This window comes from Carboxylicivirga caseinilyticus, from assembly GCF_050589785.1.
GTDB lineage: Bacteria > Bacteroidota > Bacteroidia > Bacteroidales > Marinilabiliaceae > Carboxylicivirga > Carboxylicivirga caseinilyticus.
Genome location: NZ_JBNGOX010000015.1, coordinates 60,371 through 85,410 on the forward strand (window position 1 = coordinate 60,371; position 25,040 = coordinate 85,410).

Below are 25,040 nucleotides of genomic sequence, written 5' to 3' on the forward strand. Positions count from 1 at the left end.
AAGAGGTTTATTATTCTGAAGTTTTTTTAATAGCAATTTCTGATCTATAATTTATTTTTTCAGACTCAATTTTTATGTTTTAACACAATCCTTTATTATAACCAATCCATCACAAGGTTAAAGTTAAGTTAAAACCAGATATCGCTTTAGTATGGTTTTGATTATAATGGTAAAAATGTAATTTCGTGGCTTGTTTACAAATCGATAAGATATTTTAAATGGAAAAAGTAAGTTATGCATTAGGTGTAAGCCTGGCAAAAAATTTCAAGTCATCGGGTATTGAGAGTTTAGACTATGCACAATTAGCAAAAGGATTGGAAGCAGCTTTTGAAGGTAAAGCAACTGAAATGACTGAGGCTGAAGCAAACGATATATTGCAAAAATTCTTTGGAGAATTACAACAAAAGCAACATGCTGCCACTATTCAGGCAGGTAAAGACTTTTTAGCAGAAAATGCCAAGAAAGAAGGCGTGGTAACTTTGGATAGTGGTCTTCAATACGAAGTTATTACTGAAGGTAATGGTTCTAAACCATCCGCTGCTGATCAGGTTGAATGTCATTATCATGGTACTTTAATTGACGGTACAGTATTCGATAGTTCAGTGCAACGCGGTACACCTGCAACCTTTCCGGTAAGCGGAGTTATTCAGGGGTGGGTTGAAGCACTTCAGTTGATGCCTGTGGGAAGTAAATGGCGTTTGTTTATTCCATCTGAATTAGCTTATGGTGAGCGAGGTGCTGGTCAGCATATCGGTCCTCATACAACACTTGTTTTTGAAGTTGAGCTTTTAGGAATTAAATAATTAATAGTAATCATTGTTGACTGTAGATACTTTAGGCTATGGTCTTTTATCAGTAAATTTTTAAGTATGAAATTATCAAATCTACTTGTTGCAGCACTTGCAGTAGTGGTGGTGCTTTCATCATGTTCCAGAGTGCCACGTACCGGAAAAATGGATTTTAAAAACGAAACGGACAGCGTGAGTTATGCTTTAGGTTACATTATGGCTAATAACATGAAAAAGGAGTGGGAACGTCTTCCTTTTGAAATGGACTCGCTGGCATTTGTTGATATGGCTAAAGCGATATCAAAACGTAAGTTGACAGAAAGTTTTAAAGAGTATCAAATCAATCAGTTTGAAGAACTCAATGAAGATGCCTTTTTTAAAGGATTTTTAAATCAATTGGCTTACGGGAAATCTTATTTTACTGATTTAAGTGCCGACATGATGCTTCGTAAGAAATTTGAAAGTATCAAAGAAAAGAAAAATGAGGAGCAAAAAGCCATAGCTGCAAAAAACCTTGAAGACGGACAGAAGTTCCTGGAAGAGAACAAACAACGTTCTGAGGTTAATGTTACAGAGAGTGGGTTGCAGTACGAGATTATTCATCAAGGTAACGGACCATTTCCAGAAAAATCGGATAAGGTAAAATGTACTTATCATGGTACCTTACTCGACGGAACGGTATTTGACAGTTCAGTTGAGCGAGGCGATACAACAGAATTCAGAGTGACAGGTGTTATTAAAGGATGGACTGAGGCTTTACAAATGATGCCTGAAGGTTCGAAATGGCGTTTGTATGTTCCTGCTGATCTTGCTTATGGTGAAAGAGGTTCCGGACAAAAAATTGGACCTAACTCAACGCTTATTTTCGATATCGAATTGGTTGAGGTAGAGAAAAAGAAATAAGAGAGTATGCATTATATCTAAAAGCTGTTATCAATTTGATAGCAGCTTTTTTGTATCCAGAAGTTTCTATTAGGATATGAATCTATATTCTATTTGATTGCTCTTAACATTTCTCTTTTGCCTTTAGGGCCGGGTAAACGTTCAACAGCAAAACCACAAGTTTGCATGGTTCGTCGGACAGCTCCTTTGGCACAATAAGTGGTTAGGATTCCTCCATCATTCATTGCATCGTAGATCTTCTGAAAAATTTGCGGTTCCCACATCTCAGGTTGCTTTTCCGGAGCAAAAGCATCAAAATAAACAAGGTCGTATTTTCTTTTAAATGTTGCTGAAATTAAATCGACTTCATCTTTAAGCAGAGTAAAGTTTTGAGTTATTTCTGATTCCTTCTGCCAGGCTGCTAAATGCATTTTTTCAAAAAAAAGTTGTTCCTCGGGATTAGCGCAATAGTTCAGTTTTAGAGCAAGTTCTTCAGCAATTGGATATTTTTCCAATGAATGGTAAAAAATACTTTTATTGCCTTGATTCAATGCAGTTAAAAATGCATTCAGACCGGTGCCGAAACCAATCTCTAAGACCGATACTTCCTCTTTGGTACTATAGCGAAGGTTGGGTTCGATAAAAACATGCATCGATTCGTTAATAGCTCCGTTTACCGAGTGATAATGTTCTTCCAATTCAGGAACATAAAGTGTATGCGAACCATCGGCCGATACTTTTAACTCTATTTTTCGATCGCTATTTTTTAGCATTATTTTGGTTATTTCTTACCCAGATATTTTGTCTGATCCTGCTGGGTATAAAAGTTAATAATTTTGATTTGGTTTCGATAGAATCAGGTTTGTCATGTTTTCGGATAGTGAAAATATACCAAATTGATAAGATGGTGCCTTTAACCACACTTGAAAGGCTGATAGCCCACCATATACCAAACATTCCGAGTACACTCTCAGCAGATAAGATCATAGCAGCCGGAACACGGGCTCCGGTAAATATTATGCCTGTCACGGATGGAGGAATAGTCCGCCCAATACCATTAAAGGCTCCCCGGGTGACAATTTCAATTATCATAAAAATCTGCGATACGGCAAGTATTTTCAAATAGATGATTCCCATTCCAAGGGCTTCGGGTTCATTTAAAAATACCGAGAATATCGCTTCTCCAAAAACAATAAAACAAACAGTCACAATGCTTCCTAAAAATATGCCTATACCCAGGGTGGTAAAATAACCCTGGCGAATGCGCGACCAGTTTTTTGCACCATAGTTTTGGCCTGTAAAACTTCCTAAAGCAGTTGCAAATCCCGATGAGGTCATCCATGATATTGCTTCAATCTGTGCACCCACACTTTGCACGGCAATCGGAATATCACCCCATTTGGTAATCATTCGCGCCAATATAAGGGCAAAAACTGCAAATAAACCACTCTCAGTTGCTACCGGGGTACCCAATTTAAAAATCTTGATTGAGATTTCTTTACTTAAGCGAAATCTCTTAAAATCGGGATCCATTATTTCTTTCATCCATACAAAGCGGATAATGAAAATCAGGAATACGACCAGCTGTGAAGTAAAGGTCGCCCATGCTGCGCCGTTTACTCCCAATGCAGGGATAAAGCCTACCCCGAAGATCAATATCGGATCGAGAAGCATATTTAATCCTAAGCCAACCAGTAAGTAATAGAACGGAAGTTTGCTATTTCCCATACCATTATAAATACCCTGAAAGGTTGGATTGGTAAAACTGAAGATGAATCCCAATGATACGATTCTTAGGTATGAGATAGCTCCGGATTCAACTATATCTTTTGATAATCGAAAAGTACCAATTAATTGAGGCGTTAAAAGCAGAACAATGGTTGCAATGATAACAGATAAAACGATGGCCCAGAACAAAGAATGACGGGCAAATCGTGCAGCGGTTTCATTTTCTTTACGTCCCAAAGCTTGCGACACACCAACTTCGGCACCAACCCGTGTAACCAGTAATAACGACATGCCCAGCCACACATAAAATCCTGCAGCACCCACTGATGCTACAGCATCGCTACCCACCTGGCCTAACCATATCATGTCAGTCAGGTTGTAGGCCATCTGCATTAGGGAAGTGCCTATTATGGGTAATGCCAGCTTAACCAACTGACCGAGTATGGGTCCTTGTGTTAAATCTACAGATCTCTTCATCTGTTTTGTTTCTTTTTGTTGATTGGTATGGAGATAAAAAATCTTGCAGCTGCGAAGATAGGGTAAAATAAGTATTCAGGTATTCTTTTTCTAACTTTACCCGGTGGTTCGAAAAATAATACATATTGATATGGATGCCTTTTTTGCATCAATCGAACAACGCGATTTTCCTGAGTTAAAAGGAAAGCCGATTGTAGTTGGTAGCAGTAGTGACAGAGGCGTTATTGCAGCTGCCAGTTACGAAGCACGTAAATTTGGTATTCATTCTGCTATGCCTTCGCGAACAGCTATTAAGCGTTGTCCTGATCTTATTTTTCAACGTCATCGCTTTGATGTGTATAAGGAAGTATCACGACAGATTATGAGTGTTTTTCACGAATACACCGATTTGGTTGAACCCTTATCACTGGATGAAGCGTTTCTGGATGTAACTGAAAATAAAAAAGGTATGGCTTCAGCTACACTCATTGCCAGTGAGATAAAACAAAGAATAAAAGAGGAAACCAACCTAACGGCATCAGCAGGGGTAAGTATTAATAAGTTTCTGGCCAAGATCGCAAGCGACCAGCGTAAGCCTGATGGTTTATTTGTGATCAAACCCGATGAGGTGATGGATTTTATTGATCAGTTGCCGATCAAGAAGTTTTTTGGTGTTGGAAAGAAGACCGCTGAAAAAATGTATGCACTTGATATTCATTGCGGGAAAGATTTGCAGAAATTTGATTTGAACAGACTGGTGCATCATTTTGGCAAGGCAGGTGTATATTTTTATCATGTTTGCAGGGGAGAGGATGACAGACTTGTTCTTCCACATCGTGAGCGTAAATCGGTAGGTATTGAAAATACTTATGGTTCAGATTTATATGATCCTCAGCAAATAAAACACGAAATAGAGGTGCTTCAAACCGGATTGCTAAAGCGTTTATCCCGGTCGGGTAAGACCGGTAAAACCATTACACTTAAGGTGAAGTTTGATAATTTCGAACAGATGACACGGTCAAAAACAGTTGAATACTTAATCAAAACAGAAAAGCAGTTAAGTGAGTTGGTGCAGATGGTTTTAAAAGAAGCACCCATCAACCGTCCTGTTCGTCTGTTAGGGTTGACCGTTTCCAACTTTCCTGAAGACCGACAGGTTGATGCGACCCAGTTAAAAATTGATTTTAATGAGGTGTAGCATTTTTAATTGCCACCAGTACTTTAGTTTTTTCAGTAATATCTTTTGTTATTCCGTTTACCGAAATAGTTGCTCCTGAAATAGAATCAACATTTTTGCCGACTTCCAGCCTGTTTCCTGATGAGTACCCTTCAAATTGTTTGAGCCAACCTTTGGCTGTAACCTCATGTCCATGGGTTGCCTGGTAATTAAATACTTTCACCAAAACAACTACATTGTTTATATCAAAACACACCATGTAATCGAAGTATTCCGATGGCCCGTTCATTTCGGTATTGGAAATGGAACAGCCACCTGCACGGCAGCTATTCACTCTTCCAATATAAATTGTTTTAATCGTGTTGTCATTGCTATCAACAACTGTAAAAAATTTACCCTGAAAATTATAACTGTCTTCTATGTTCTTGGGTAATAGTATCTCTTCAAAAGATGGATTGGTCATATTGCCGTTCTTAATCAGAGTCTTCATTACAGTTTTATGGTTATAATCTATTTCATCTCCAATAAATGAAAATGAACTTAAGCCAACCAGCAATATAGCAATAAACACGTTTTTCATTTTCTTTGTATATAGTATTAAAACATTACACCTACACCGGCATTAAATACCTTGCTGAACTCAGAGTCAGCTTTTGATTTGATAAACTGCATATCGGCTTTTACCACAGCTCCCTGAGTTATGCGCCACGAGAAGCCTGTTGTGATAGCTGTTTTGTTGTAAGCATCGTTTCGTGTTATGCTTTCATGTACTTTACGGTGCGTGTCAAATTGCTCATAGCGAACAAATGGTATTAGTTGAGAAGAGGTGTTTTCATTGTTTTTCAAAATATTATAACCTGCTTCAACATAATAACCCATCATGGCACTTCCCAAATCGTTATAATCACTGCTGTTAGTTGAACCAAAAGCGTTGTATTTATCAGTGTTTGAGAGTTCTGAGTAATAATACTGTCCTCTTAATTCTATACCGCCAAGGTTATAACGGGCATCCAAACCAAGCATGGCCAGACCAATATAGGTTGAGTCAGCAGAAAGACCTGCAGTATTGTCATTTTTATCCAGTCCATCGAAGGCTTTGCTTTGAGATCTTCCGAAATAACCTGACAAACCGATGTTAAGGCCTCGGGTTCCAAAATATTCAACTTTTGCTGATAGGTTTGGTGAACTGATATATGATTCTGCTCCTTTCTGACGTCCTTTACGCAACCCATTGGATCCGTTAAACTTTAGTGAGCCATCGTATCCGTTAAAACCATTTACAATATATGCTTGATAACGAACTGAAACAGGTAAGATATTCCCAGTTATTCCAACTCCAACTTCGCGCCAGGTGGTTGGTGCAATATAATTGTCAACTAAAGGGCGTTCAACACCATTGAAGGTGGTAGGTTCATGGTATTCATTAATAATACCCATCGGTATCAGCATTAATCCTCCACGGAAGTTGATTGAATTATTAAGTTTATATTGTAAAAATGCCTGTTCGATATATACTTCACTAACGTGTTCGTATTCAACCTCTGAAACAAATTGAGTACGTTCGTTAAAGTTATAGCCTATTAGAATAACTACCCTGTGAACATCTAATTTTCCATTATGCTGTACATCGGAACTTATAGGCTGGTTGTAATGTACCTCGCCATATCCTCCTATTGTTAATCCTTTGTTGGAGTCAAGTAATCTTTGTGCTGAATTCTGATTAAATCCATTGGTGTCTGTAACCTGTTGAGCTTTTGTTTGCCATAAGCCAATAGCAAGCAAACCCACTAATAGGAATTTTTTCATTGATGTAAATATTAGATCAAAAAAGTGTTTTCGATGCAAAAATACTTCAATGCCAGGTAGATGGAAATCCCAATAAATGGTTAAAATATTCTTCTCTGTTATTCGAAAAGTAGATAATTATCGAATGGAATGCTTTTGAATGCAGGTAGTAATGGGGGAAATAGAAAATCGACTTTGTCGGGTACCCCTATAAATGGGGATAAAAAGCTTCCGCCTGATAACGGAAGCTTATATGTTTAGATTTCGTTGATGCTTTCTGAAATAGCAACAAACTGTTCCATCATATCTTTTCTTAGTTTCTGATAATAGGTCTTAACCATTTTTGGGTTGTCTTTACCATCAGGATGATTGGTGCGAGCAATCAAATCATTTCTGTAAGTCATAGCATCAACCATAACCTGGGCAATCTTATTCTGATCAACATCCTCTATAAGTAGTTGTTTCACATATGCTTCAGTAAGTAATTCTGAGGCTAAGAAGTTAATGTCCTTCTTTAATTCTTTAACGCTTGCCATATTAATTGTTTTACGTATTTAATTACGTTCCAAAGGTAAACATTTATAATGAAAGAAGATATGAATACATTGTACTGAATAAGTTATTAATTTTTAAAGTCTGCATAGGCAAGATGATTTGCCTCAATAATAAGGGCAGAAGGGGTATCAGAAAAACAGTTAACGGTTTTTTTTCTGCGTTTATCTATGAAATCTCACAGTTGATAAAAAGTACAAAACATTATCACTTTTTGTCTTTAATTGCTCCATCGCCTTTTTATATCTTTGGGTACCATTAACCAATAAACTTAACCACTTGATAGGTAAAGCCTATATACTAAAATCATGTAGTACTTGTAAACGGATACTTAAAGGAGCTAAAGAATTTGGCCGATTAGAGGTTGTTGATATTAAAGAGAAGCCCTTAAGTATAGAAGTTATTGATTGCTTAGCAAAGAAAGCCGGAAGTTATGAGGCGATATTTAACAAGCAGTCGAAAAAATACAGGGAAAAAGGTTTGGCACACAAAGAGTTGTCAGAAGAAGACATCAGAACTCATATTATCGGAGAATATACTTTTTTAAAGAGACCTATTTTTCTAATAGATGATATGATATTTATAGGGAATAGCAATAAAAGTGTTACCAGTCTGATGAACTATTTAAACATGAAATACCGTCAACAATAAAATATCCATTACTACCTAACCCAAACACTTTCTGTGTAGTAATTGTAAAAAAGAGGCTTCATTTGAAGCCTCTTTCTGTTTCTATTTATTTTGTAGCCATTGTTTCAATTGATTTATGGCTTGGCTTTTTTGTTCTTCGTTTAAATTATTGATTCTGGTTCTGTGGTTTCCACTGGCATTAACTATCTTAACCGTGTTTGACAGACTGTCGGTAATGATACTTGTGGCACCCCATGGATCAGTACCTCCAACGATGGCAAGTATTTCAGGGTTCGATCTCTTTAATCGCTCCATTACTTCAGGCATTGCGTCACTGTCAAATTCTAAATTCTCGCCATCAGGAGCAAATAAGCAACTGCTAATAGTGTCCTGATCAAATCCTTTTAAAAGGGGCTTTAAGTCACCTGTTATGTATCCATAATAGCCCAGCTCAGTATATGCCTGATAGAAAAATGGTTTAATGCCTTCCCATATCTGATCGGCCGGATAAGAAAAATCGCTGTATTGTGCCAAGTGCTTAAAAAGGACATCAACATCGTTCAATTCTACAGGTATCTCATTGGTATTGCCATGCCATTGCCAGAATGAGAAAGGATATTCCAAAACAACCAAATCAAAAGCTTTTTCCATTCCCATACGATAGGTAAAGCCTCTATCCGTTGCAAAATTCTTGAACTTTGCCATCATTTCATCACGATGATTTAATACCGCTAACTGAAAATCTTTAATTTTTTGTCGGTCTTCATCAGTGCCAACCTTATCGAAGAATTTAAACAAACGATCTTCTTCCCGTCCAAGATTGATGGGAGCTACATAAGGAACGCTGATGTCAACATCTTCAGGAAAGTAGGAGCGATGATAAATAGAAGTCTGGCCACCTTTACTAATTCCTGTGCTAATCCATTTGCCCGTATAAAACTCCTTAAAAAACTCAATAATCCTGTGATGATCCTTTGCGGCTTGTTCTATGTTGAGGTATTGCCAATCTGTGGTTTCAGGTTTCGATTGGTCGAAATAACGATGTTCAACAATGATCTGGTTTGTTTTTAGCATTTTGGCCAGTTCAGTAGTGTAATTTCTGGAAGCTGAATATCCTTCTGTAACAATTACTGTTGGTGCATCAGCATTATAGTGTGATAGCCAGACTCTTTGGGTGAAAGTTCCCTGACCAGGATCGTTATGATCGACAGGTTGTTTAAATTTTATTAAATAAGCTTCGTTAAAAGCACTTGTATCAGCTGAAATAGAATCGCAGCTTACGATGTAGTCTGAACTCAGAAGTTCGTTTAATGAACGAGGTTTTGTAATGCAACTGCTTACAAAAACAGTTGAAAGAATAATTGCAATTAATATTTTGTGCATATTGAGGTAAATTAATTTGTTTCGAAATGAAGGGCTTTTCAATAATATCATCAAAGTTTTGACTGTTGTTGGAGTTAATAAATCCAACATTCATACAAGCCTTTGTCCGGCTTATCAGGTGAATGGTATGATGGTAGAATATTCATGATGATTTCTTTATCACGAAGTAATAAATTTTAATTCAGTCAGCAATAAAAAGCATCAAAAAAGGCTGACTCAATGAGCCAGCCTCCGGGGAAATATATTTGTTGTCAGAAACCTTATGTCATGATTAGTTAATATCATGAAGAGCCATTAATAAAGGTTCTGTTTCAAAGTTGATTGTTTCGATTGAAGGAATAAAATTCGAACTTTTTTCATTAAAAGCTTCCAGATTTGTCATCCAAGCCTCAATATCAATAAGTTCTTCTGTTTGTTCAGCTACTAGCTGTTCAATATTGAAACTTTTTTCATTGAATACATTGTAATCAATCATCCAATCTTCAACTGCTATCATGGGTTCTTCAACCTGACCTGTAAATTTGTTATAATTTACCATCCATTCTTCAATTGGCATTGGACTTTCGCTGAAGCTGTCATCCAATACAGTAATCATTTCGTCAGCATTCAACATCCAAGATTGAATTGGTAAAGGTTCTTCGGTAAACATTTCATCGTTAAATGTAGGGTTGAATGTTTCATAATTTGTCATCCATTCTTCTACCTGAATTTCATTTTCTGTATAATCCTCATTCGACATGAATGTAGGTTGAGCTATAAGTGAAGTACCGAATACGATTAAAGAAAGAGTGATAACGCTAACTAATTTTACTGTTTGTTTTGTTCTTAAGGTTTTCATGACTTTATTTTTTATTGTTTGTAACTGATCAGTTTAAATCAATCGATGTGCCAAAAGTTTTAACAAACAATAAATGAGGACTATATAAAAAATAAAAGACATTTACATCTTTAAATATCGTGCGAATTTGAAACAAATCGGTGTGCGAAAGCGAACAGGTGTATCGAAAAAGAATTTTTATTAATTCTAAGTCTTCTTAAAGCAAATTCTTAATAAGTTATTAAGAGAAAAGAATGAGTTTTTATCTATATGGTTTGATGAGTAATTAATTGTGAACCTTCAACTATTTATCGTATTTTTGTTTCAAATATTTATATGATGAGAACAGCAGAGATACATACTGAAAAAGGCATTATGAAAGTAGAGTTCTACGAAAATGATGCCCCAAATACCGTTGATAATTTTGTGAAGTTAGCAAAGTCGGGATTTTATGATGGTTTGAATTTTCACAGGGTTATTCCTGATTTTGTTATTCAGGGAGGTTGTCCAGATGGCACTGGAGCTGGTGGACCTGGGTATTCAATTGATTGTGAATTAACCGGAGATAATCAATATCATGATAAAGGCGTGCTATCAATGGCTCATGCTGGCCGTAATACAGGAGGATCACAATTTTTTATCTGTCATAATAGAGAAAATACTCAGCATTTAGATCGTCAGCATACCTGTTTTGGTAAAGTTGTTGAAGGTTTGGATGTTATTGATGATATTCGCCAGGGAGATAAAATTCTTAAGGTGGTAGTAAACGAGTAGTTTTTAAAAAAGATAGAAGAAAAATGAATTTTGAGATTTCAGGTAATTTAATTGTTAAAGACGATACCGTAGATATTAGTGCCAGCTTCAAAAAGCGTGAGTTCGTTATTGAAGTTGTGAATGAGCGTAACTCAGACTGGAATGATTTCATTAAGTTTCAGTTAACACAAGATAAGTGTAGCTTGCTTGATCCTCTTCAATTGGGAGATAAAATAAAAGTTAGCTTCAATATCAGAGGTCGTAAATGGGAAAAAGATGGTCGGGTTAATTATTTTTCTAACCTGGAAGCATGGAGAATTGAAAAGGAAGATGCAATGTTACCTCCTGATGCTCCTGCACCAAGTTTTTCAGAAGCAGAAATACCGCCAGCCGGACCTGATGAAGATTTACCATTCTAAGATAATATTCTGTCCTGAACCATCCGGTTCAGGACTTTTTTTATAATCATAAACCATAATTATGCGTGCACTTTCAATATTCTTATTAACATTTGTTTATTTAGTTGTCAACGGGCAAAATTATTCTGATTCATTATCCCATCAGGAGGTGTATGAAGGTCGTATTGGTGTGAGTGAGGAAGATTTTCCTGTGTTATATTGGGCTGGTTCAGCCGTTAGTATAAAGTTTACAGGAACTGAGTTGGGTGTATCGTTAGATGATGAGAAGGGTGATAATTTTTTTCAGGTTATTATCGACGGATATGAAGAGTTTCCTATTCTGATTGACTGTGAGAAGGGAGCGAAATATTATCAATTGGTTCATGGTTTGCCTGAGGGTACTCATATTGCAAAATTGACAAAGCGAACCGAACCCTGGGAAGGATCAACAATATTTAAAGGTTTTAAAGTGAATGGCGAAATAAAGCCAATGCCTGTTAATACGGATAAAAAATTAAAAATTGAGTTTTACGGCAATTCCATTACATCAGGAATGGGTAATGAAGACTTAAGTGATTATGGCCGTCAGAATGGAAATCCAAGATTTAAAAATCATTACCTGTCGTATGCATCTATTGCAAGCAGAAAATTAGATGCTGAACATCGAAGTATATCTCTGAGTGGGATTGGTATTCTGGTGAGTTGGGATGCCTACATTATGCCTGAAATTTATAACCGTACCAATCCGTTTGATGAAACAAGTAAATGGGATTTTACGCAATGGACACCTGATATTGTTGTGATAAATTTGTTTCAAAACGATAGCTGGCTGGTTGAAAAGCCTGAACATGAACAGTTCAAAAAACGTTTTAATGGCATAAAACCGGATGCTAAAACAATTATAAAGGCTCACCTGGAATTTGTAAAATCGATACGTAAAGAATATCCAAATGCCGAAATAATTTGTTCGTTAGGTAGTATGGATGCAACCAGAGAAGGAAGTGCCTGGCCTGGATATGTCGAAGAGTCGGTAAAGAAACTTCAGAAGAAAGGAGATGAGAAATTGCATATGTTGTTTTTCCCTCATAATGGTCATCCTGCTCATCCAACTGTATTCCACGACTTTGATATGGCAGATCAGTTGGTTGAATTTATAAAAAATGAAATATTAAATAATAAATAGTGGAGAATCACAAAGGAAAATTTGAAACGGGCAAAGTTCTATTGCTGAGCGTTGCCCATTTCTTTCATGATGTTTACACTGCCTTTTTAGCTCCTTTACTGCCTTATTTAAGAGAAAGTATGGGAATAAGTCTGACATTTGCAGGTATTCTTTCTGTTGTTCAGCGTTTGCCAACATTATTTAATCCATTTGTCGGAATTTTAGCTGAAAGAACAAAGTCGCGGTATTTTGTCATTTTTACTCCAGCGGTAACAGCTGTTTCAATGAGTTTGATGGCAGTGGCTCCTCATAAAATTTTCCTTGTTTTATTAGTATTAATCAGCGGAATCAGTAGTTCCTTTTTTCATGTTCCGTCACCTGTTATGATGCGTAAAGTGTCAGGTAGCAGAATTGGTATGGGCATGAGCTTTTACATGGTAGGAGGTGAGCTGGCCCGGTCAGTTGGCCCAATCGCTGTTGTGGGAGCAATTGAATTATGGGGTTTAAAAGGAATCACGTACTTTATCCCAACCGGAATACTGGCATCTGTTATGCTTTTTTTCAGATTAAGACGAATTTCGATAGCTGAAAGTATTCAAACCAATTCGAGCATGGAGTACCTGAAAGTATTCCGAAAGTTCTTGCCTTTAATTTCTACAATTGCTTTGATACTTTTTTTCAGGGCAGCCATGAAGTCGGCCTTAACATTTTATCTGCCTGTTTATATTACCGGGCACGGTGATTCCAAAATATGGGCTGGTATTTCATTGTCTATTTTACAGGCTGCCGGAGTGGTTGGGACTATGTTTGCCGGAACAATTTCTGATAAAATCGGTCGGAGAAGTATGATGGTAATTGCTACTTCTGCAGCTCCTGTTTTATTCTTTGGGTTTTTATATACTACCGGAGTATTACAGATGGTATTTTTGGTTTTATGTGGTTTGTTTTTATTTGCAACCGGACCTGTATTTCTGGCTATTGTAAATGAATATAAAACAGAGCATCATAATTTTGTGAATGCCGTATTTATGACATCTACCTTTTTGATTGGTGCTACAATGGTTATGATAGTTGGTGTTTTAGGCGATATTTTTACCCTCGAAACAACCTATCATATTGTTGGATTATTTGCATTCCTTGCAATACCATTTTCATTTCGTATTCCCAAAAAGCAATAACAACTTATTTTTCAGTTAATACGATATTCACATTTATCTCATCAGATGATTTCATCATTGTTGGTGAAATCGTATTAATCTCGTTTTCAAATAATTTTTTGCGACACAATAAGGTATAGGTAGTACTTTTACTTAAGTAGTAGGAAAATTCACCATTTTCATCGGTTATAACGCGTGTTTTAAAACCTCCTTTATTGTTGCTGATATCAACCCAAACGTCTTTTATTGGGGTATTATCTGTTGCGTTTGTAACAACTCCTTTTATCAAACAGTAGTCAAGCGGATCGTTAATTACAACACTATAAATATCATCACCTCCATTTCCTCCCGGGCGATTCGAAGAGAAGTATCCAAAGCTGTTTGTATTATCCAGAAAAAGGCAAAAATCATCAGCTGAAGTATTAACAGGATAACCCATGTTAAAGGCCTTTGCAAATTTACCCTCTTTCGATTTGGCGAAAAACAAATCATATCCACCTAATCCCGGCAGGCCATCAGAAGTAAATGTAAGCGTTCCGTCTTCTGCCATAAAAGGAAACATTTCATTACCAATTGTATTTATTGCTGGTCCCAGATTAACTGGTTTACTCAGGAAACCATCCTTAATTCTACTTACATATAAATCCATTCCACCATATCCTCCTGGCATGTCTGAACTATAGTAAATCAGCTGATTTTTTGAATCGATAAAAGCATGGGCTAAATTATAATTACCACTGAACAGATTAATTGGTTGTACTTTTCTGGACCAGTCTTTTCCGTGTTTATAAGCAATAAATAAATTTAAGACATTGACTTTTTTATCAACACTTTGGGTATTACGAGTCAAATAGGCAGTGTTGAAGTTACTGTCAAAACTGATGGGTCCATCGTTGTATCTTGAGTTAAGATTGTTGCTAAAGGGTTTGACTTCTTTTGAATTCCTTAATTCAGTTTCTTTAATTGCATATAGGTTATAAAAAGACTCGCCTGTTCTGATATCCTTATTTTTAGTAATTCCTGTAGCCGGACGATTAGATGAAAAAACAACCTTACCTTCGAGAATGGTAGGCCCGAATTCATCATATTTACTATTAAAGTCCAAATGATCAATCTTATAGCGCAATGAATCTGCTTTTAGCGTTTCGATATATGTTTTTAGGTCGCTAATTGCATGTTGATTTTCGCTATTATTTTGTGCGTAATACTTTTCAAGATAAATCTCAGCTTCATCGTACTGACGTTCCTTTTGAAGTTCGCGTGCAAGCAGGAAGTAATTGTTGTAATCAAACTCAGGATAATCGATCACTTTTTTAAAATATTCTACAGCCTTTTGGCTTTCTCCTAGTTTGCTATACGATTTTGCGATCTGTAAAGTGCTGTAATATGTATGCTTGCCAGTTTTAAGTATGGCATTGTATTCTTTAATGGCACTTTTATAATTGAATTTATTAAAGTGGCCATCTGCTTTCTTTAACTCTTTTGATTGACTGGTTGCAATTAAAGAGACTAGACTTAATGTGATGATAAGAACTATTTTCATACTTAAAAATACCTTGGATTTTGTACTTTCCCTTTTGTGAAATTCAATTCATATGAAATCATGATTTCATGAGTTCCATTGTTGTAATTTCTAAATTCGTTATTGGTCATGTCATATGCATATCCAATTCTGAATTGTGGAGTAAATTGATATTGTAAGATGCCACCAAAGGAATCACTCATCCTGTACATAGCACCTACCCATAGTTTTTCTTTAAATAAAAAATTAAGATTGGCATCTAATGATAATGGTGCTGCTTGTGTAAAGCGGGATAATATCGTTGGCTTCACCTTTACTTCTTCTCCCAGAGAGAAAACAAATCCAGCTGAAGCAAAATAGTGTCTTACTTCTGCACCAGCCTGACCCAGGATTTCAATATCTCCGTTTACCAATTTGTTTTCCATCAGTTTTGGTATCGAAACACCAAAAAAGTATTTGTCAGAATACCAATAAAGTCCGAAACCAAAATTGGGTAAATATTTGCTGGTTAAACCAATGTTAGTCAAAGCCGGGTCGTTGGGTGAAGCCAGCAGCAGTTGAGCAACATCTAACTGAAAATGATTGAATCCTCCTTTTAGCCCAAATGAGAGATGACTGTTTTCAGAGGTTCTGATGCGGTAGGCATAATCAAAATAAACACCTGTTTGATTCGCAGGTGATAATTTATCATGAATGATGCTCATACCCAGGCCAATGTTCCCTAATGGCATATGACCAGTAATTGTTTGGGTTGTAGGTGCTCCTTCAAATCCTACCCATTGATGACGGGATAAAGCCATAATACTGGTTGTACCTCTGGAGCCTGCATAGGCAGGATTAAAAGCCAGCGTATTAAACATGTATTGAGTATACAATGGGTCCTGTTGAGCCTTGGTTTCTTTTATTTGTGTACATAGTAATAAAAGAATCATGAATAGGGGTCTTATATATTTTTGAAAGTACATCGTTCTTTTTGATTAAGGATCGGTTATTTTTTTAGATACACAGTGCCTTTAATTACTCTTCCACTTGATAGTTTAAACACATAGAAGTAGGTTCCTTCAGGTAATTCATCACTTCCCATAGAGCTAACTGACGATTTTCCATCCCATGAATTGTCGTAGTTTTTCATATGGTATATCTGTGCTCCCCAACGGTTGAAAATAAATAATTCATTGTTATCAAATTCTTCTGTTCCAATACCCGGAATCACAAAGTAATCATCATATCCATCCCCGTTAGGTGAGAATACTTCAGGTATATTATCAGGAGCTTTTTCAATGGTTATATGTACTCTGGCTCCCGAGATAGCTCCAGTTCCATCTTCCAGAATATAATCAACAACTTCCTCTGAACAACCACAATTGTATGGAGCTGTATAATTTAGTGTTCTTCTATCAGAGAGCATAATGGCTGTCCCCTTAATACTTGGAGTATAAGTGGCTATTCGGGCCCATATTAAATCAGGACTTTCAATGTCAGTATCATTTAAGGTGACATCTAATTCGATGGTTTCACCTTCAAGCACTGTAATATAATCATCTTTGGGTGCCGGAGCATCGTTTACTGAATTTATTACGATAAAGATTGTATCAACAGCACATATAGAAGCTTCATTACAAATTTGATAAACGATTGTGTCTTTACCGTAATAATTTTCATCCGGAACATAGACTATTTGAGAATTGGAGATATTAAGATTATATGAGCCGTTAAAAGGTCCTTCTATAATGGTCAGAGTTGATGGATCCAAAGCACTGTTTGGACTTGAATCATTATCCAGTGGGTATATACTTACAGAACCATCTTCGTCTAAATCAATATAATCACTTGTAGTTACAGGTGTAAAGTCCTGAGAAGTTATGGTGATATACACTGTTGCCTGAGCACATTCTCCTTCACCATCACAAATCTCATATGAGTATTGATCTGTTCCATCAAAATTGGTTTCAGGTGTATAAATAATGTATCCTGTTCCGTTTTCAACCTGAACCGAACCATTTTGCGGTTGACTGATTATGTTGATCGAATTAAGGTTAAGATTGTCTTCAACATCGTAATCGTTGCTTGCAACATTAGTTCTTACAGAACCATTGCCTATTCCTGAATCATTATCATCTTCAGCAACCGGAGCATCATTTACGGAATTAATGGTGATAGTAACAGTTGCTGTCGCACACAATTCTGTATCATCACAAATTTGATAAGTAAAGCTATCAGAACCATTAAAATCCTGGTTAGGAGTATACGTTATTTCTCCGTTATTAATTGCCAGATTTCCGTTGGAAGCTTCCGATGCAATTGAAAGACTACTGATATTTATATCATTATCATTGTCGTAATCATTTAACAGGACATCCATTACAACCGCCACGTCCTCATCCGTTGTATAACTATCTGCAATGGCAACAGGTGAATCAGCAACAGTAGTAACGGTTAAATAAACGGTAGCTGTACCAGAACCTCCTATACTATCAGTCACCTGATAAGTAAAAGAATCGTCACCATTAAAATTATCATTTGGAGTGTATTGAATTCTGCCGCAACCAATTTTTAAGGTTGTTCCGTGTGTTGGTCTTGTAATAACTGTAACAGAGCAACTATCTATGTTATTTTCCAAATCGGTATCATTTGCTAAAACATAGATGACTATCGGTGTTTCTTCCTGTGTTTGAACGTTATCATCTACCGGTGTAGGGGCATCATTAACAGGGGTTACCGTAATGCTAACACTTGCTTCACTTGAATCACCACTCTCATCACTAACCGAATAACTAAAGGAATCTGTTCCATTGAAATCAGATGTTGGTGTATAGGTAATGGTGTAATCAACGGTATTGATATTAACGGCACCATTCAAAGGTTGATCAACTATTTGCAGGGTTGATGGAGCGATTGCATCATCAATATCGGAATCGTTATCCAAAACATTTATTGTCACTGGTGAATCTTCAGCAGTTGTTTCTGCATCATTTTCCAATGTTGGTGCATCGTTGACCGGATTAATGGTTATGGAAACATTTGCCTGTGATTTATAACCATCTGTATCTGAAACTTCATAAGAGAAATTATCTGATCCAAAGAAATTGAGATTAGGTGTATATCTAATTGTTCCATCATCATTTATTAGAACTGATCCATTTGATGGTTTTGGGGGATCTGTTGAAACAAGACTAACACTAGATGGATCAATATTATTTTGAAGATCTGTGTCATTTAATAAAACATTAAATGTTGTGGGAGAGTCTTCATTTATTGTAAATTGATCATTAATAGCTATCGGAGCCTGATTAGAGACTTGAATGGTAATAGTTCCATCATTACTTGATACGCCTGATTTATCTTGAATAATAACAGAAAAGCTATCAGACCCAGTGAAACCATTGTATGGTTTATATATGATAATAGTATCTTGAATATTAATCTCAACAATACCATTAGTTGAACTAATTAATCCCAGTGTAATACTATTAATATCTATATCTCCTTCTTTATTATCTTCAGTAGCACCAGGTATGTTGTTGTCGTCATCCCATGCTATGTCTAATATTTTGATAGTATCACTTGTATTCTCACGAGTTGAAAAGGTTGTATTATTTATGACTGGAGCATCGTTAATATTAGTTACTAAAATTTCAAAACCGATATACCTTGTTACTGTATTATCATTTAATCTTAATAAAACAGGTGAGCTTTTAACATCTTTATCAGTTGGAGTACCTGTAATAAGAGCCGTTCCATCACCATTGTCGGATATTGTTAACCATGCAGGTAAGGTTGATGCACTAATATTTACAATATCTCCATCATCATCTCGTGTAGTAACAGTATAGTTATATTCGGTATCTTCTGTAGCTGTTGTCAGATGTGTTGAAGTAATAACAGGAGCATCATTGACATTGCTTACTGTTATTTCAAAATTCTGAAATGTTGCTGTGGTACCATCAAAAGCTCTTAATGACACCGCGTGTGTGCCAACTTCATTATTTGTAGGAGTACCACTTAATTGAGCCTGCCCGTTTGTAACACTCGAAAAATTAATCCATGAAGGTAATGTTGTAGCTGAAATGGTAAGGTTGTCATTATCATCATCAGTTACCGTAATATTATATAAATACGGAGAATCTTCAGTTGCCTGCGTTATGCCAGTTGATGAAAATACAGGAGCATCATTTGTGTTGGCAACAGTTATAGAGAAAGAATGGTCAACAGTTGTAAATCTGTCCGTAGCCCTGATAGTTATGCTATATGGGCTGTTCTCAACGTGTTCGTTAAGAGGTGTGCCTGTTAACAATGCCGTACCATCTCCATTATCAGTAAAACCTAACCACGACGGAATTTGTATTGCAGCGAGAGATGCAATATCTCCGTCAGCGTCAGAAGTTATTATGTTGTATGAATATATTTCATCTTCGTTAATGGTTGTAATAGGTGTTGATGTGAAAACAGGAGCCGTGTCATCTTCAATAACATTTACTGTTAATGTTTTACTTATGTTATGATAGCTGGCTGCACTACCTGCGTTAGTAACTGATATTGAAATGGAGGTGGTTTCATTGTTTATATCATCATCCTGTACCCCAGAAACTACTATTTGTTGAGGTATATTCCAGTTGGCAGTTGAAAAAGTTATTGATGCAGTACTTAGACTTGCAATATTGGTATCGTCGCTTACCAGATTAATGATGACAGGACTAACAGGTTGAGCCGTTAAGGTGATTGAAAATGATGAGGTACTTCCTTCGGTAACACTTAAAGGAGAAGGTATGATTGTCAAGTCTGAAACATCATCGTCTTCAATGTTAACAGTAACCACTTTATCGTCAATTGTTGTAAAATCAGCATCGCTTGATGCATTTACACTTAAGGTTACACTTACTGTTTCATCGTTACTGTCAGAATCAGTTACTCCACCCACTATTACTGTTTGAGCAGTGTTCCAATTGGCATTGGTAAAGGTTAATGAGTTTTGCGAAACTGAGGCAGCATTGGCATCAGCCGTCGCAATATTGATGATAACATTATTTGTTGGTTGAGCTGCCAGAGTTACAGTAAATGAGCTGGTACTACCTTCTGGTATTGTTAAGGATGTTGTTGAGATTAAAAAGTCGGGTGAGTCATTGTCAGTGATTGTTACATTAACCTGCTGATCATCGAGGTTTATAAATGATGCATCACTGCCCGATTCTACTGATGCAGTAATAGTTAATACTTCATCAATAACATTGTTATCTTCCAATCCAGCAATGGTAGCTGTTTGTGTTTGATTCCAGTTGCCTGAGTTAAAAGTAACAGATGATGGCGATATACTTCCCGAATTTGAATTTGAGCTTGTTAAAGTTATGGTGACAGGGTTTACCGGTTCTGCGGTAAGGACGATGTTAAAAGTTCCGCTAGTTCCTTCATCTACATTTATTTCAGATTCTGACAAGGTAAATCCAGCAGAGTCATCATCATTGATTATTACACTTACCGTCTTACTAATATCATTGAAGTCAGTGTCGCTGTTATCATTGTCAACAATTACGGATATATTAACTGATTCATTGTTTGAATCAGCATCATTGATTGCGTTAACTGTGATAGTTTGAGGAGTAGCCCAATTGTCAGTGGTAAAGGTCAGAGTGCTTTCATCGACAGTTGCGGCGCCTTCATCTGAACTCGTTAACTGAATAACAACATCACTTGATGGTTCAGCCAGAAGAACAACACTAAATGATTGACTACTGGTTTCATTAATTTCTAAAGATGTTGGTGTTACAGAGAAATCCGGGGTGTCGTTTTCGGTGATGATTACAGTAATTGTTTTATCCTGTAACCCTGAATAGCCTGAATCACTTCCGGAACCAACCGATGCTGTTATTGTAACAGATTCATTAATTACATTATCATCTTCAAGAGCTGTAATGGAAATTGTCTGTGCCTGATTCCAATTGCTGTTGTCAAAAACTATCTGATTATTTGAAAGTGATAGAGCTTCTGTATTGTTGCTTCCTAAATCAATTGTAACCGAGTTAGTTGGGGCTGCTGTTAGTACCACTGTAAAGTTGGCAGAGTTTCCTTCAGTAATATTAATTTCCGATGCAGATAGAACAAAATTAGCTGATTCGTTATCAGAGACATTAATGGTTAATGTTTTATCTGATATGATGAAATCAGGATCACTTGAGCCGTCTATTGAAAGGGTTACTATAGCTGTTTCATCAACAGCATCATCATCTTCAAGGCCTGTAACCACAATTTGTTGAGCAGTACTCCAATTTTCAGTTTTGAAAGTTAATGGAGTTAGATCAAAACTGGCAGCAGCCGTATTATCATTCGAAAGGTTAATAACTACATCATTGGTTGGTTGAGCAGATAAAACAACTGAGAATGATCCTGTACCACCTTCTGTTAAACTCAATGGCGAAGGTGAAACAGTATAATCAGCAATGTCATTGTCTGTAACTGTAATACTAATTTCCTTATTATCCAGATTAATAAAGGAAGCATCACTTCCATCTGAAACAGTTGCAGTAATAGTTGCTGATTCGTCGGTAAGATTATTGTCGTTTAATGCGGTAATGGTAACTGTTTGAGCTGTATTCCAGTTGCTTGCTGTAAAAGTTAAGCTGTTAGGAGTTGTGGTTGCTGCGGCAGTATTATTACTTGATAAATTTATGGTTACCGGGTCAATAGGTTGGGCGGCAAGCCATACGGTGAAAGCCACTTGTGTTCCTTCTGTAATAATTAAGGCTGTTGACGATAACTCAAAATCTGCTATATCATCATCAGTAACATTCGCAGTTAATGTTTTGATAAGATTATCAAATTGATCATCACTATTGGCATTATCAACACTGGCCGTAATTGTCACTGTTTCATTAATAACATCGTTATCGTTTATGGCGCTTATTGTGACTGTCTGAGGATTTGCCCAATTACTTTCAGTAAATGTTAATGACCCCAACGATAAAGTTGCGGCTCCATTGTCAGAACTAACAAGATTAATAACCACATCTGAAGAAGGTTGAGCATTAAGAACAACTGTAAAATCTTCAGTGCTGTTTTCATCTATCGATAGAGATGTATTACTTAGTGAGAAATCTGCAATATCATCATCACTAACCGTGATATTAATAGTTTTATTAGCAATGGATGTAAATCCGGCATCGCTTCCAACTGCTACAGCTGCAGTAATAATTGTTGCTTCATTTAGTAAATCAGCATCATCAACGCCTGATATTGTAATTGTTTTAAGATCATTCCAATCACTGTTTGTAAAAGTTATAGAAGCCGGAGATACCGTTGCAATATCAGTGTCATCGCTCGTTAAATTAATGGTTACCGGATTGGTTGGTTGTGAATTAAGAGTGACTGTTAAGCTACCGGATGAATTCTCATCAACAGATAAAACTTGTGTGGATAGAACAAAATCAGGAGTTTGATTATCCGTAACATTAATTGTTAATGTTTTTGTCAAATCATGAAAATCTGAATCACTATTGGTGTTGTCTACAGTTAAGGTCACTGTCGCAGAAGCATTATATGGATCTGCATCAGTTAGCCCGGTCACTGTTATTGCCTGAGGAGTATTCCAGTTTTCGGTTGTGAAACTAAGAGGATCCATAACAAAAGATGTAGCATCTGTATTATCATTTGACAGGTTAATAACAACTTCACTTGAAGGTTGAGCAGTTAAAACAACAGAAAAAGTTCCTGTACTACCTTCACTAATGCCAAGAGGATTAGGGGATACTGTAAAATTGGCAACATCATCATCGTTAACTGTAATCGTAACAACTTTATCAGTAAGGCCAGTAAACCCTGCATCACTTGTTGGGTCAACAGATGCTGCTACGGTTGCTGATTCATTGGTTACATTATTGTCTTGTACACCGTTTACTGTAATTATTTGTGATGTACTCCAGTTATTGCTGGTAAAGGTGATACTTGCCGGGCTAACAGCAGCAGCATTAGTATTGTCGCTGGCTAAATTAATAACTACATCATTAGCTGGTTGTGTTGCTAATGCAATTGAAAAGGCAACGGAGGAACCTTCATTAATAATTAACGAAGTAGCAGATAAATTAAAATCTGCAGTTTCATCATCAGTTATGGTATAATCTACTGTTTTAACAATATCAAGAAAAGGTATGCTTGTAGAACTGGCATTGACACTTGCAGTAATGGTTGCTGACTCATCATATGCGTCATTATCAGAGACTCCCGTAATGGTAATATTTTGAGTAATGTTCCAATTGGATGAGTTAAAAGTTAGTGATGAGGTAGATAAAGAAGCTGCATTGGCATCACTACTGTTAAAATCGATAATTACCTCCTGGCCGGATACAGGTTGACTGCTTAGTATAACCGATAACTGATCAGTTTGGCCTTCAGTAAAATTTGTTGAAGTTGGAGTTAAAGTAAAATCTGCTGTTTCATCATCAGTATTGGTTACTGTTACTAAATTCTGACTGATACCATCAATTCTTAAATCAATGTTGGCATCGATATCACCATCTGCCACTGTATCGTCAATTCCTGTAACCGTGATTGTATGTGTTGATGATGTTCCGGTTACAAAGTTAACACTTGCCGGACTCACGGTTAGTTCAGTGTCATCGAGTGAGACGATTGTAACTGTAAAATCATGATCAGGAACAGCTTCTGTTCCGATTGTAAATTCAATAAAATCTCCTGATTCACTGGTGTTGTTAGTTATTTCACTAATAACAAGAGTTTGTGCCTTGATACTAATTGATATACCCAGCACTAAAAGAAGTATACCTAAGTATTTTTTTGTTATAGGATAGGATTGCATCTGAATCATTTTTTATAAATGACAATTCGAACACATAAAAGTATCACCCATAATTGGGTTTTAAGCTTCTTTTTTGATGAAAAGCTGGTTTTTACATGCGAAATCAGATTGATACCTTAAAATTATGGATTCAATATTTGGGATTACTTGTGAAATAGGATGTTTTATTCGTTTGTTAATCTTGATAGCTCTTTCTTAACTTTCTCTCTTTCATCTTTTATTCGTTTTACTTCTTTTAAAACAAACGATATTTCGTAACCATCTCTTATGGCTTCTTTATCAAATTTTTCCATTACAATGTAATAGTATTTTTTCCCAATGAATTGAACCTTAAGTGACTGATCTGAATTAGAAGCAATAAAATCAATTACTCCATTGTCTTTACCATCCTTGTAATTTACTACTTCCCAAACATTTTCACCATCCTCAAAATGTCTGTTCTGAAAACCGTCTTCTTCAACTTTTTCACTTAAAGCATGGTTGCCACTAAAATAGACCTTAATCTGGTTATGGTTAATGTGCGAAGTGCTTGTATAATGACTTGAAATATAAAAGTTGCCATCCCAGTCGAGATGAGCTCTGATGTAAACGCGGTTATATGAATTTTCTGGCTTCTGACGTTTGTGGATCAGTATCTTTTTAGCTCCGTAATCCGATGACTCTGTGAAATTTTTAAGTAAAGGTTCCAGTTCATTCTCTTTTTCAACGAGAAGACTGTCAAGAAAACGAAGATTATTTTTTTGTTCGTCAATGGTTATCTTCCTCAGTAAGTCGTTTGCCCGGGTGGTAAATTCAATCTGATCAGCAAAATCTTCATTGATGGTATCAATCATTAATTTAGCATCGTTGAACTGTTTATTCAGGAACAGTTCCTGAGCTTTGTCGAATTTAGCTTTAGCCAGTTCTTCGCGATTAGGGCCGCAGGCAACAAATAATACTGAAAACAATAATATGATTGGGAAAATCTTTTTCATGATCAATAATTTTACCTCAAAAATATAAAAGATTAACCAAGAGAAACAAAAAAAGCCACTCAAGGTGGCTTAA

19 protein-coding genes are annotated in these 25,040 nt (G+C 36.4%); 8 read left to right on the forward strand and 11 right to left on the reverse strand.

From position 1 onward, the window contains the following. Nucleotides 1–218 precede the first annotated feature (218 nt). Together bamJ (ACRD62_RS09775) and bamJ (ACRD62_RS09780) are read left to right on the forward strand one after the other, a co-directional pair. The gene (gene bamJ, locus ACRD62_RS09775) at nucleotides 219–803 is read left to right on the forward strand and encodes a BamJ family beta-barrel-assembly machinery protein (protein ID WP_430819941.1); all 585 of its coding nucleotides are present in this window, start codon (nucleotides 219–221) and stop codon (nucleotides 801–803) included. 66 nt (nucleotides 804–869) lie between these two features. Further along, on the forward strand, nucleotides 870–1,691 hold the full coding sequence (gene bamJ, locus ACRD62_RS09780) for a BamJ family beta-barrel-assembly machinery protein (protein ID WP_430819942.1): 822 nt from the start codon (nucleotides 870–872) through the stop codon (nucleotides 1,689–1,691). Between the two features lie 89 nt (nucleotides 1,692–1,780). Here the strand turns inward: bamJ (ACRD62_RS09780) and mnmC2 are convergent, their stop codons facing one another. Together mnmC2 and ACRD62_RS09790 are read right to left on the reverse strand one after the other, a co-directional pair. Next, complete coding sequence (mnmC2, locus tag ACRD62_RS09785; protein ID WP_430819943.1) at nucleotides 1,781–2,443, reverse strand: tRNA (5-methylaminomethyl-2-thiouridine)(34)-methyltransferase MnmC2; 663 nt, start codon at nucleotides 2,441–2,443, stop codon at nucleotides 1,781–1,783. Continuing rightward, the gene (locus ACRD62_RS09790) at nucleotides 2,430–3,875 is read right to left on the reverse strand and encodes an MATE family efflux transporter (protein WP_430819944.1); all 1,446 of its coding nucleotides are present in this window, start codon (nucleotides 3,873–3,875) and stop codon (nucleotides 2,430–2,432) included. Before ACRD62_RS09790 ends, mnmC2 begins: the two co-directional genes overlap by 14 nt. Nucleotides 3,876–3,978: 103 nt before the next feature. Here ACRD62_RS09790 and dinB point away from each other — a divergent pair, with 103 nt between their 5' ends. Then, a complete protein-coding gene (dinB, locus tag ACRD62_RS09795; RefSeq protein WP_430819945.1) occupies nucleotides 3,979–5,052 on the forward strand; it encodes a DNA polymerase IV in 1,074 nt (357 codons plus the stop codon). On the opposite strand, the gene ACRD62_RS09800 is transcribed toward dinB, so the two are convergent. The 3 genes from ACRD62_RS09800 to ACRD62_RS09810 all read right to left on the reverse strand — a co-directional run bounded on the left by ACRD62_RS09800 (nucleotide 5,039) and on the right by ACRD62_RS09810 (nucleotide 7,352). Continuing rightward, nucleotides 5,039–5,611, reverse strand: coding sequence for an FMN-binding protein (locus ACRD62_RS09800; RefSeq protein ID WP_430819946.1), 573 nt, complete (start codon nucleotides 5,609–5,611; stop codon nucleotides 5,039–5,041). The genes dinB and ACRD62_RS09800 overlap by 14 nt on opposite strands. Nucleotides 5,612–5,628: 17 nt before the next feature. Next, nucleotides 5,629–6,837 carry a hypothetical protein gene (locus tag ACRD62_RS09805; RefSeq protein ID WP_430819947.1) on the reverse strand — a complete coding sequence of 403 codons (1,209 nt, stop codon included), beginning with the start codon at nucleotides 6,835–6,837 and terminating at the stop codon, nucleotides 5,629–5,631. 236 nt (nucleotides 6,838–7,073) lie between these two features. Further along, the gene (locus ACRD62_RS09810) at nucleotides 7,074–7,352 is read right to left on the reverse strand and encodes a hypothetical protein (RefSeq protein ID WP_430819948.1); all 279 of its coding nucleotides are present in this window, start codon (nucleotides 7,350–7,352) and stop codon (nucleotides 7,074–7,076) included. 295 nt (nucleotides 7,353–7,647) lie between these two features. Between ACRD62_RS09810 and ACRD62_RS09815 the strand changes: the two genes are divergently transcribed. Then, entirely contained in the window at nucleotides 7,648–8,019 is a 372-nt protein-coding gene (locus tag ACRD62_RS09815) for an arsenate reductase family protein (protein WP_430819950.1), read from the forward strand. 81 nt (nucleotides 8,020–8,100) lie between these two features. Here ACRD62_RS09815 and ACRD62_RS09820 read toward each other — a convergent pair whose 3' ends face one another. Together ACRD62_RS09820 and ACRD62_RS09825 are read right to left on the reverse strand one after the other, a co-directional pair. Next, nucleotides 8,101–9,381, reverse strand: a complete 1,281-nt coding sequence (locus ACRD62_RS09820) for a S28 family serine protease (RefSeq protein ID WP_430819951.1) — start codon at nucleotides 9,379–9,381, stop codon at nucleotides 8,101–8,103. Between the two features lie 271 nt (nucleotides 9,382–9,652). After that, a complete protein-coding gene (locus ACRD62_RS09825) occupies nucleotides 9,653–10,219 on the reverse strand; it encodes a hypothetical protein (protein WP_430819952.1) in 567 nt (188 codons plus the stop codon). Between the two features lie 315 nt (nucleotides 10,220–10,534). On the opposite strand from ACRD62_RS09825, the gene ACRD62_RS09830 reads away from it, so the two are divergent. From ACRD62_RS09830 to ACRD62_RS09845, 4 genes are all read left to right on the forward strand, one after another. Continuing rightward, on the forward strand, nucleotides 10,535–10,972 hold the full coding sequence (locus ACRD62_RS09830; RefSeq protein ID WP_430819953.1) for a peptidylprolyl isomerase: 438 nt from the start codon (nucleotides 10,535–10,537) through the stop codon (nucleotides 10,970–10,972). Between the two features lie 23 nt (nucleotides 10,973–10,995). Further along, nucleotides 10,996–11,370, forward strand: coding sequence for a DUF3127 domain-containing protein (locus ACRD62_RS09835; protein ID WP_430819954.1), 375 nt, complete (start codon nucleotides 10,996–10,998; stop codon nucleotides 11,368–11,370). 61 nt (nucleotides 11,371–11,431) lie between these two features. Further along, nucleotides 11,432–12,532, forward strand: a complete 1,101-nt coding sequence (locus tag ACRD62_RS09840; protein WP_430819955.1) for an SGNH/GDSL hydrolase family protein — start codon at nucleotides 11,432–11,434, stop codon at nucleotides 12,530–12,532. Continuing rightward, nucleotides 12,532–13,689 (forward strand): MFS transporter, encoded by a 1,158-nt coding sequence (locus ACRD62_RS09845; RefSeq protein ID WP_430819956.1) that lies wholly within the window; start codon nucleotides 12,532–12,534, stop codon nucleotides 13,687–13,689. Before ACRD62_RS09840 ends, ACRD62_RS09845 begins: the two co-directional genes overlap by 1 nt. 4 nt (nucleotides 13,690–13,693) lie before the next feature. Here the strand turns inward: ACRD62_RS09845 and ACRD62_RS09850 are convergent, their stop codons facing one another. From ACRD62_RS09850 to ACRD62_RS09865, 4 genes are all read right to left on the reverse strand, one after another. Further along, a complete protein-coding gene (locus tag ACRD62_RS09850) occupies nucleotides 13,694–15,211 on the reverse strand; it encodes a hypothetical protein (RefSeq protein ID WP_430819957.1) in 1,518 nt (505 codons plus the stop codon). 2 nt (nucleotides 15,212–15,213) lie between these two features. After that, nucleotides 15,214–16,122, reverse strand: coding sequence for a PorP/SprF family type IX secretion system membrane protein (locus ACRD62_RS09855; RefSeq protein ID WP_430819958.1), 909 nt, complete (start codon nucleotides 16,120–16,122; stop codon nucleotides 15,214–15,216). 56 nt (nucleotides 16,123–16,178) lie between these two features. Next, entirely contained in the window at nucleotides 16,179–23,993 is a 7,815-nt protein-coding gene (locus ACRD62_RS09860; protein ID WP_430819959.1) for an Ig-like domain-containing protein, read from the reverse strand. A 164-nt stretch (nucleotides 23,994–24,157) separates the two neighbouring features. After that, the gene (locus ACRD62_RS09865; RefSeq protein WP_430819960.1) at nucleotides 24,158–24,967 is read right to left on the reverse strand and encodes a hypothetical protein; all 810 of its coding nucleotides are present in this window, start codon (nucleotides 24,965–24,967) and stop codon (nucleotides 24,158–24,160) included. Nucleotides 24,968–25,040: the final 73 nt, after the last annotated feature.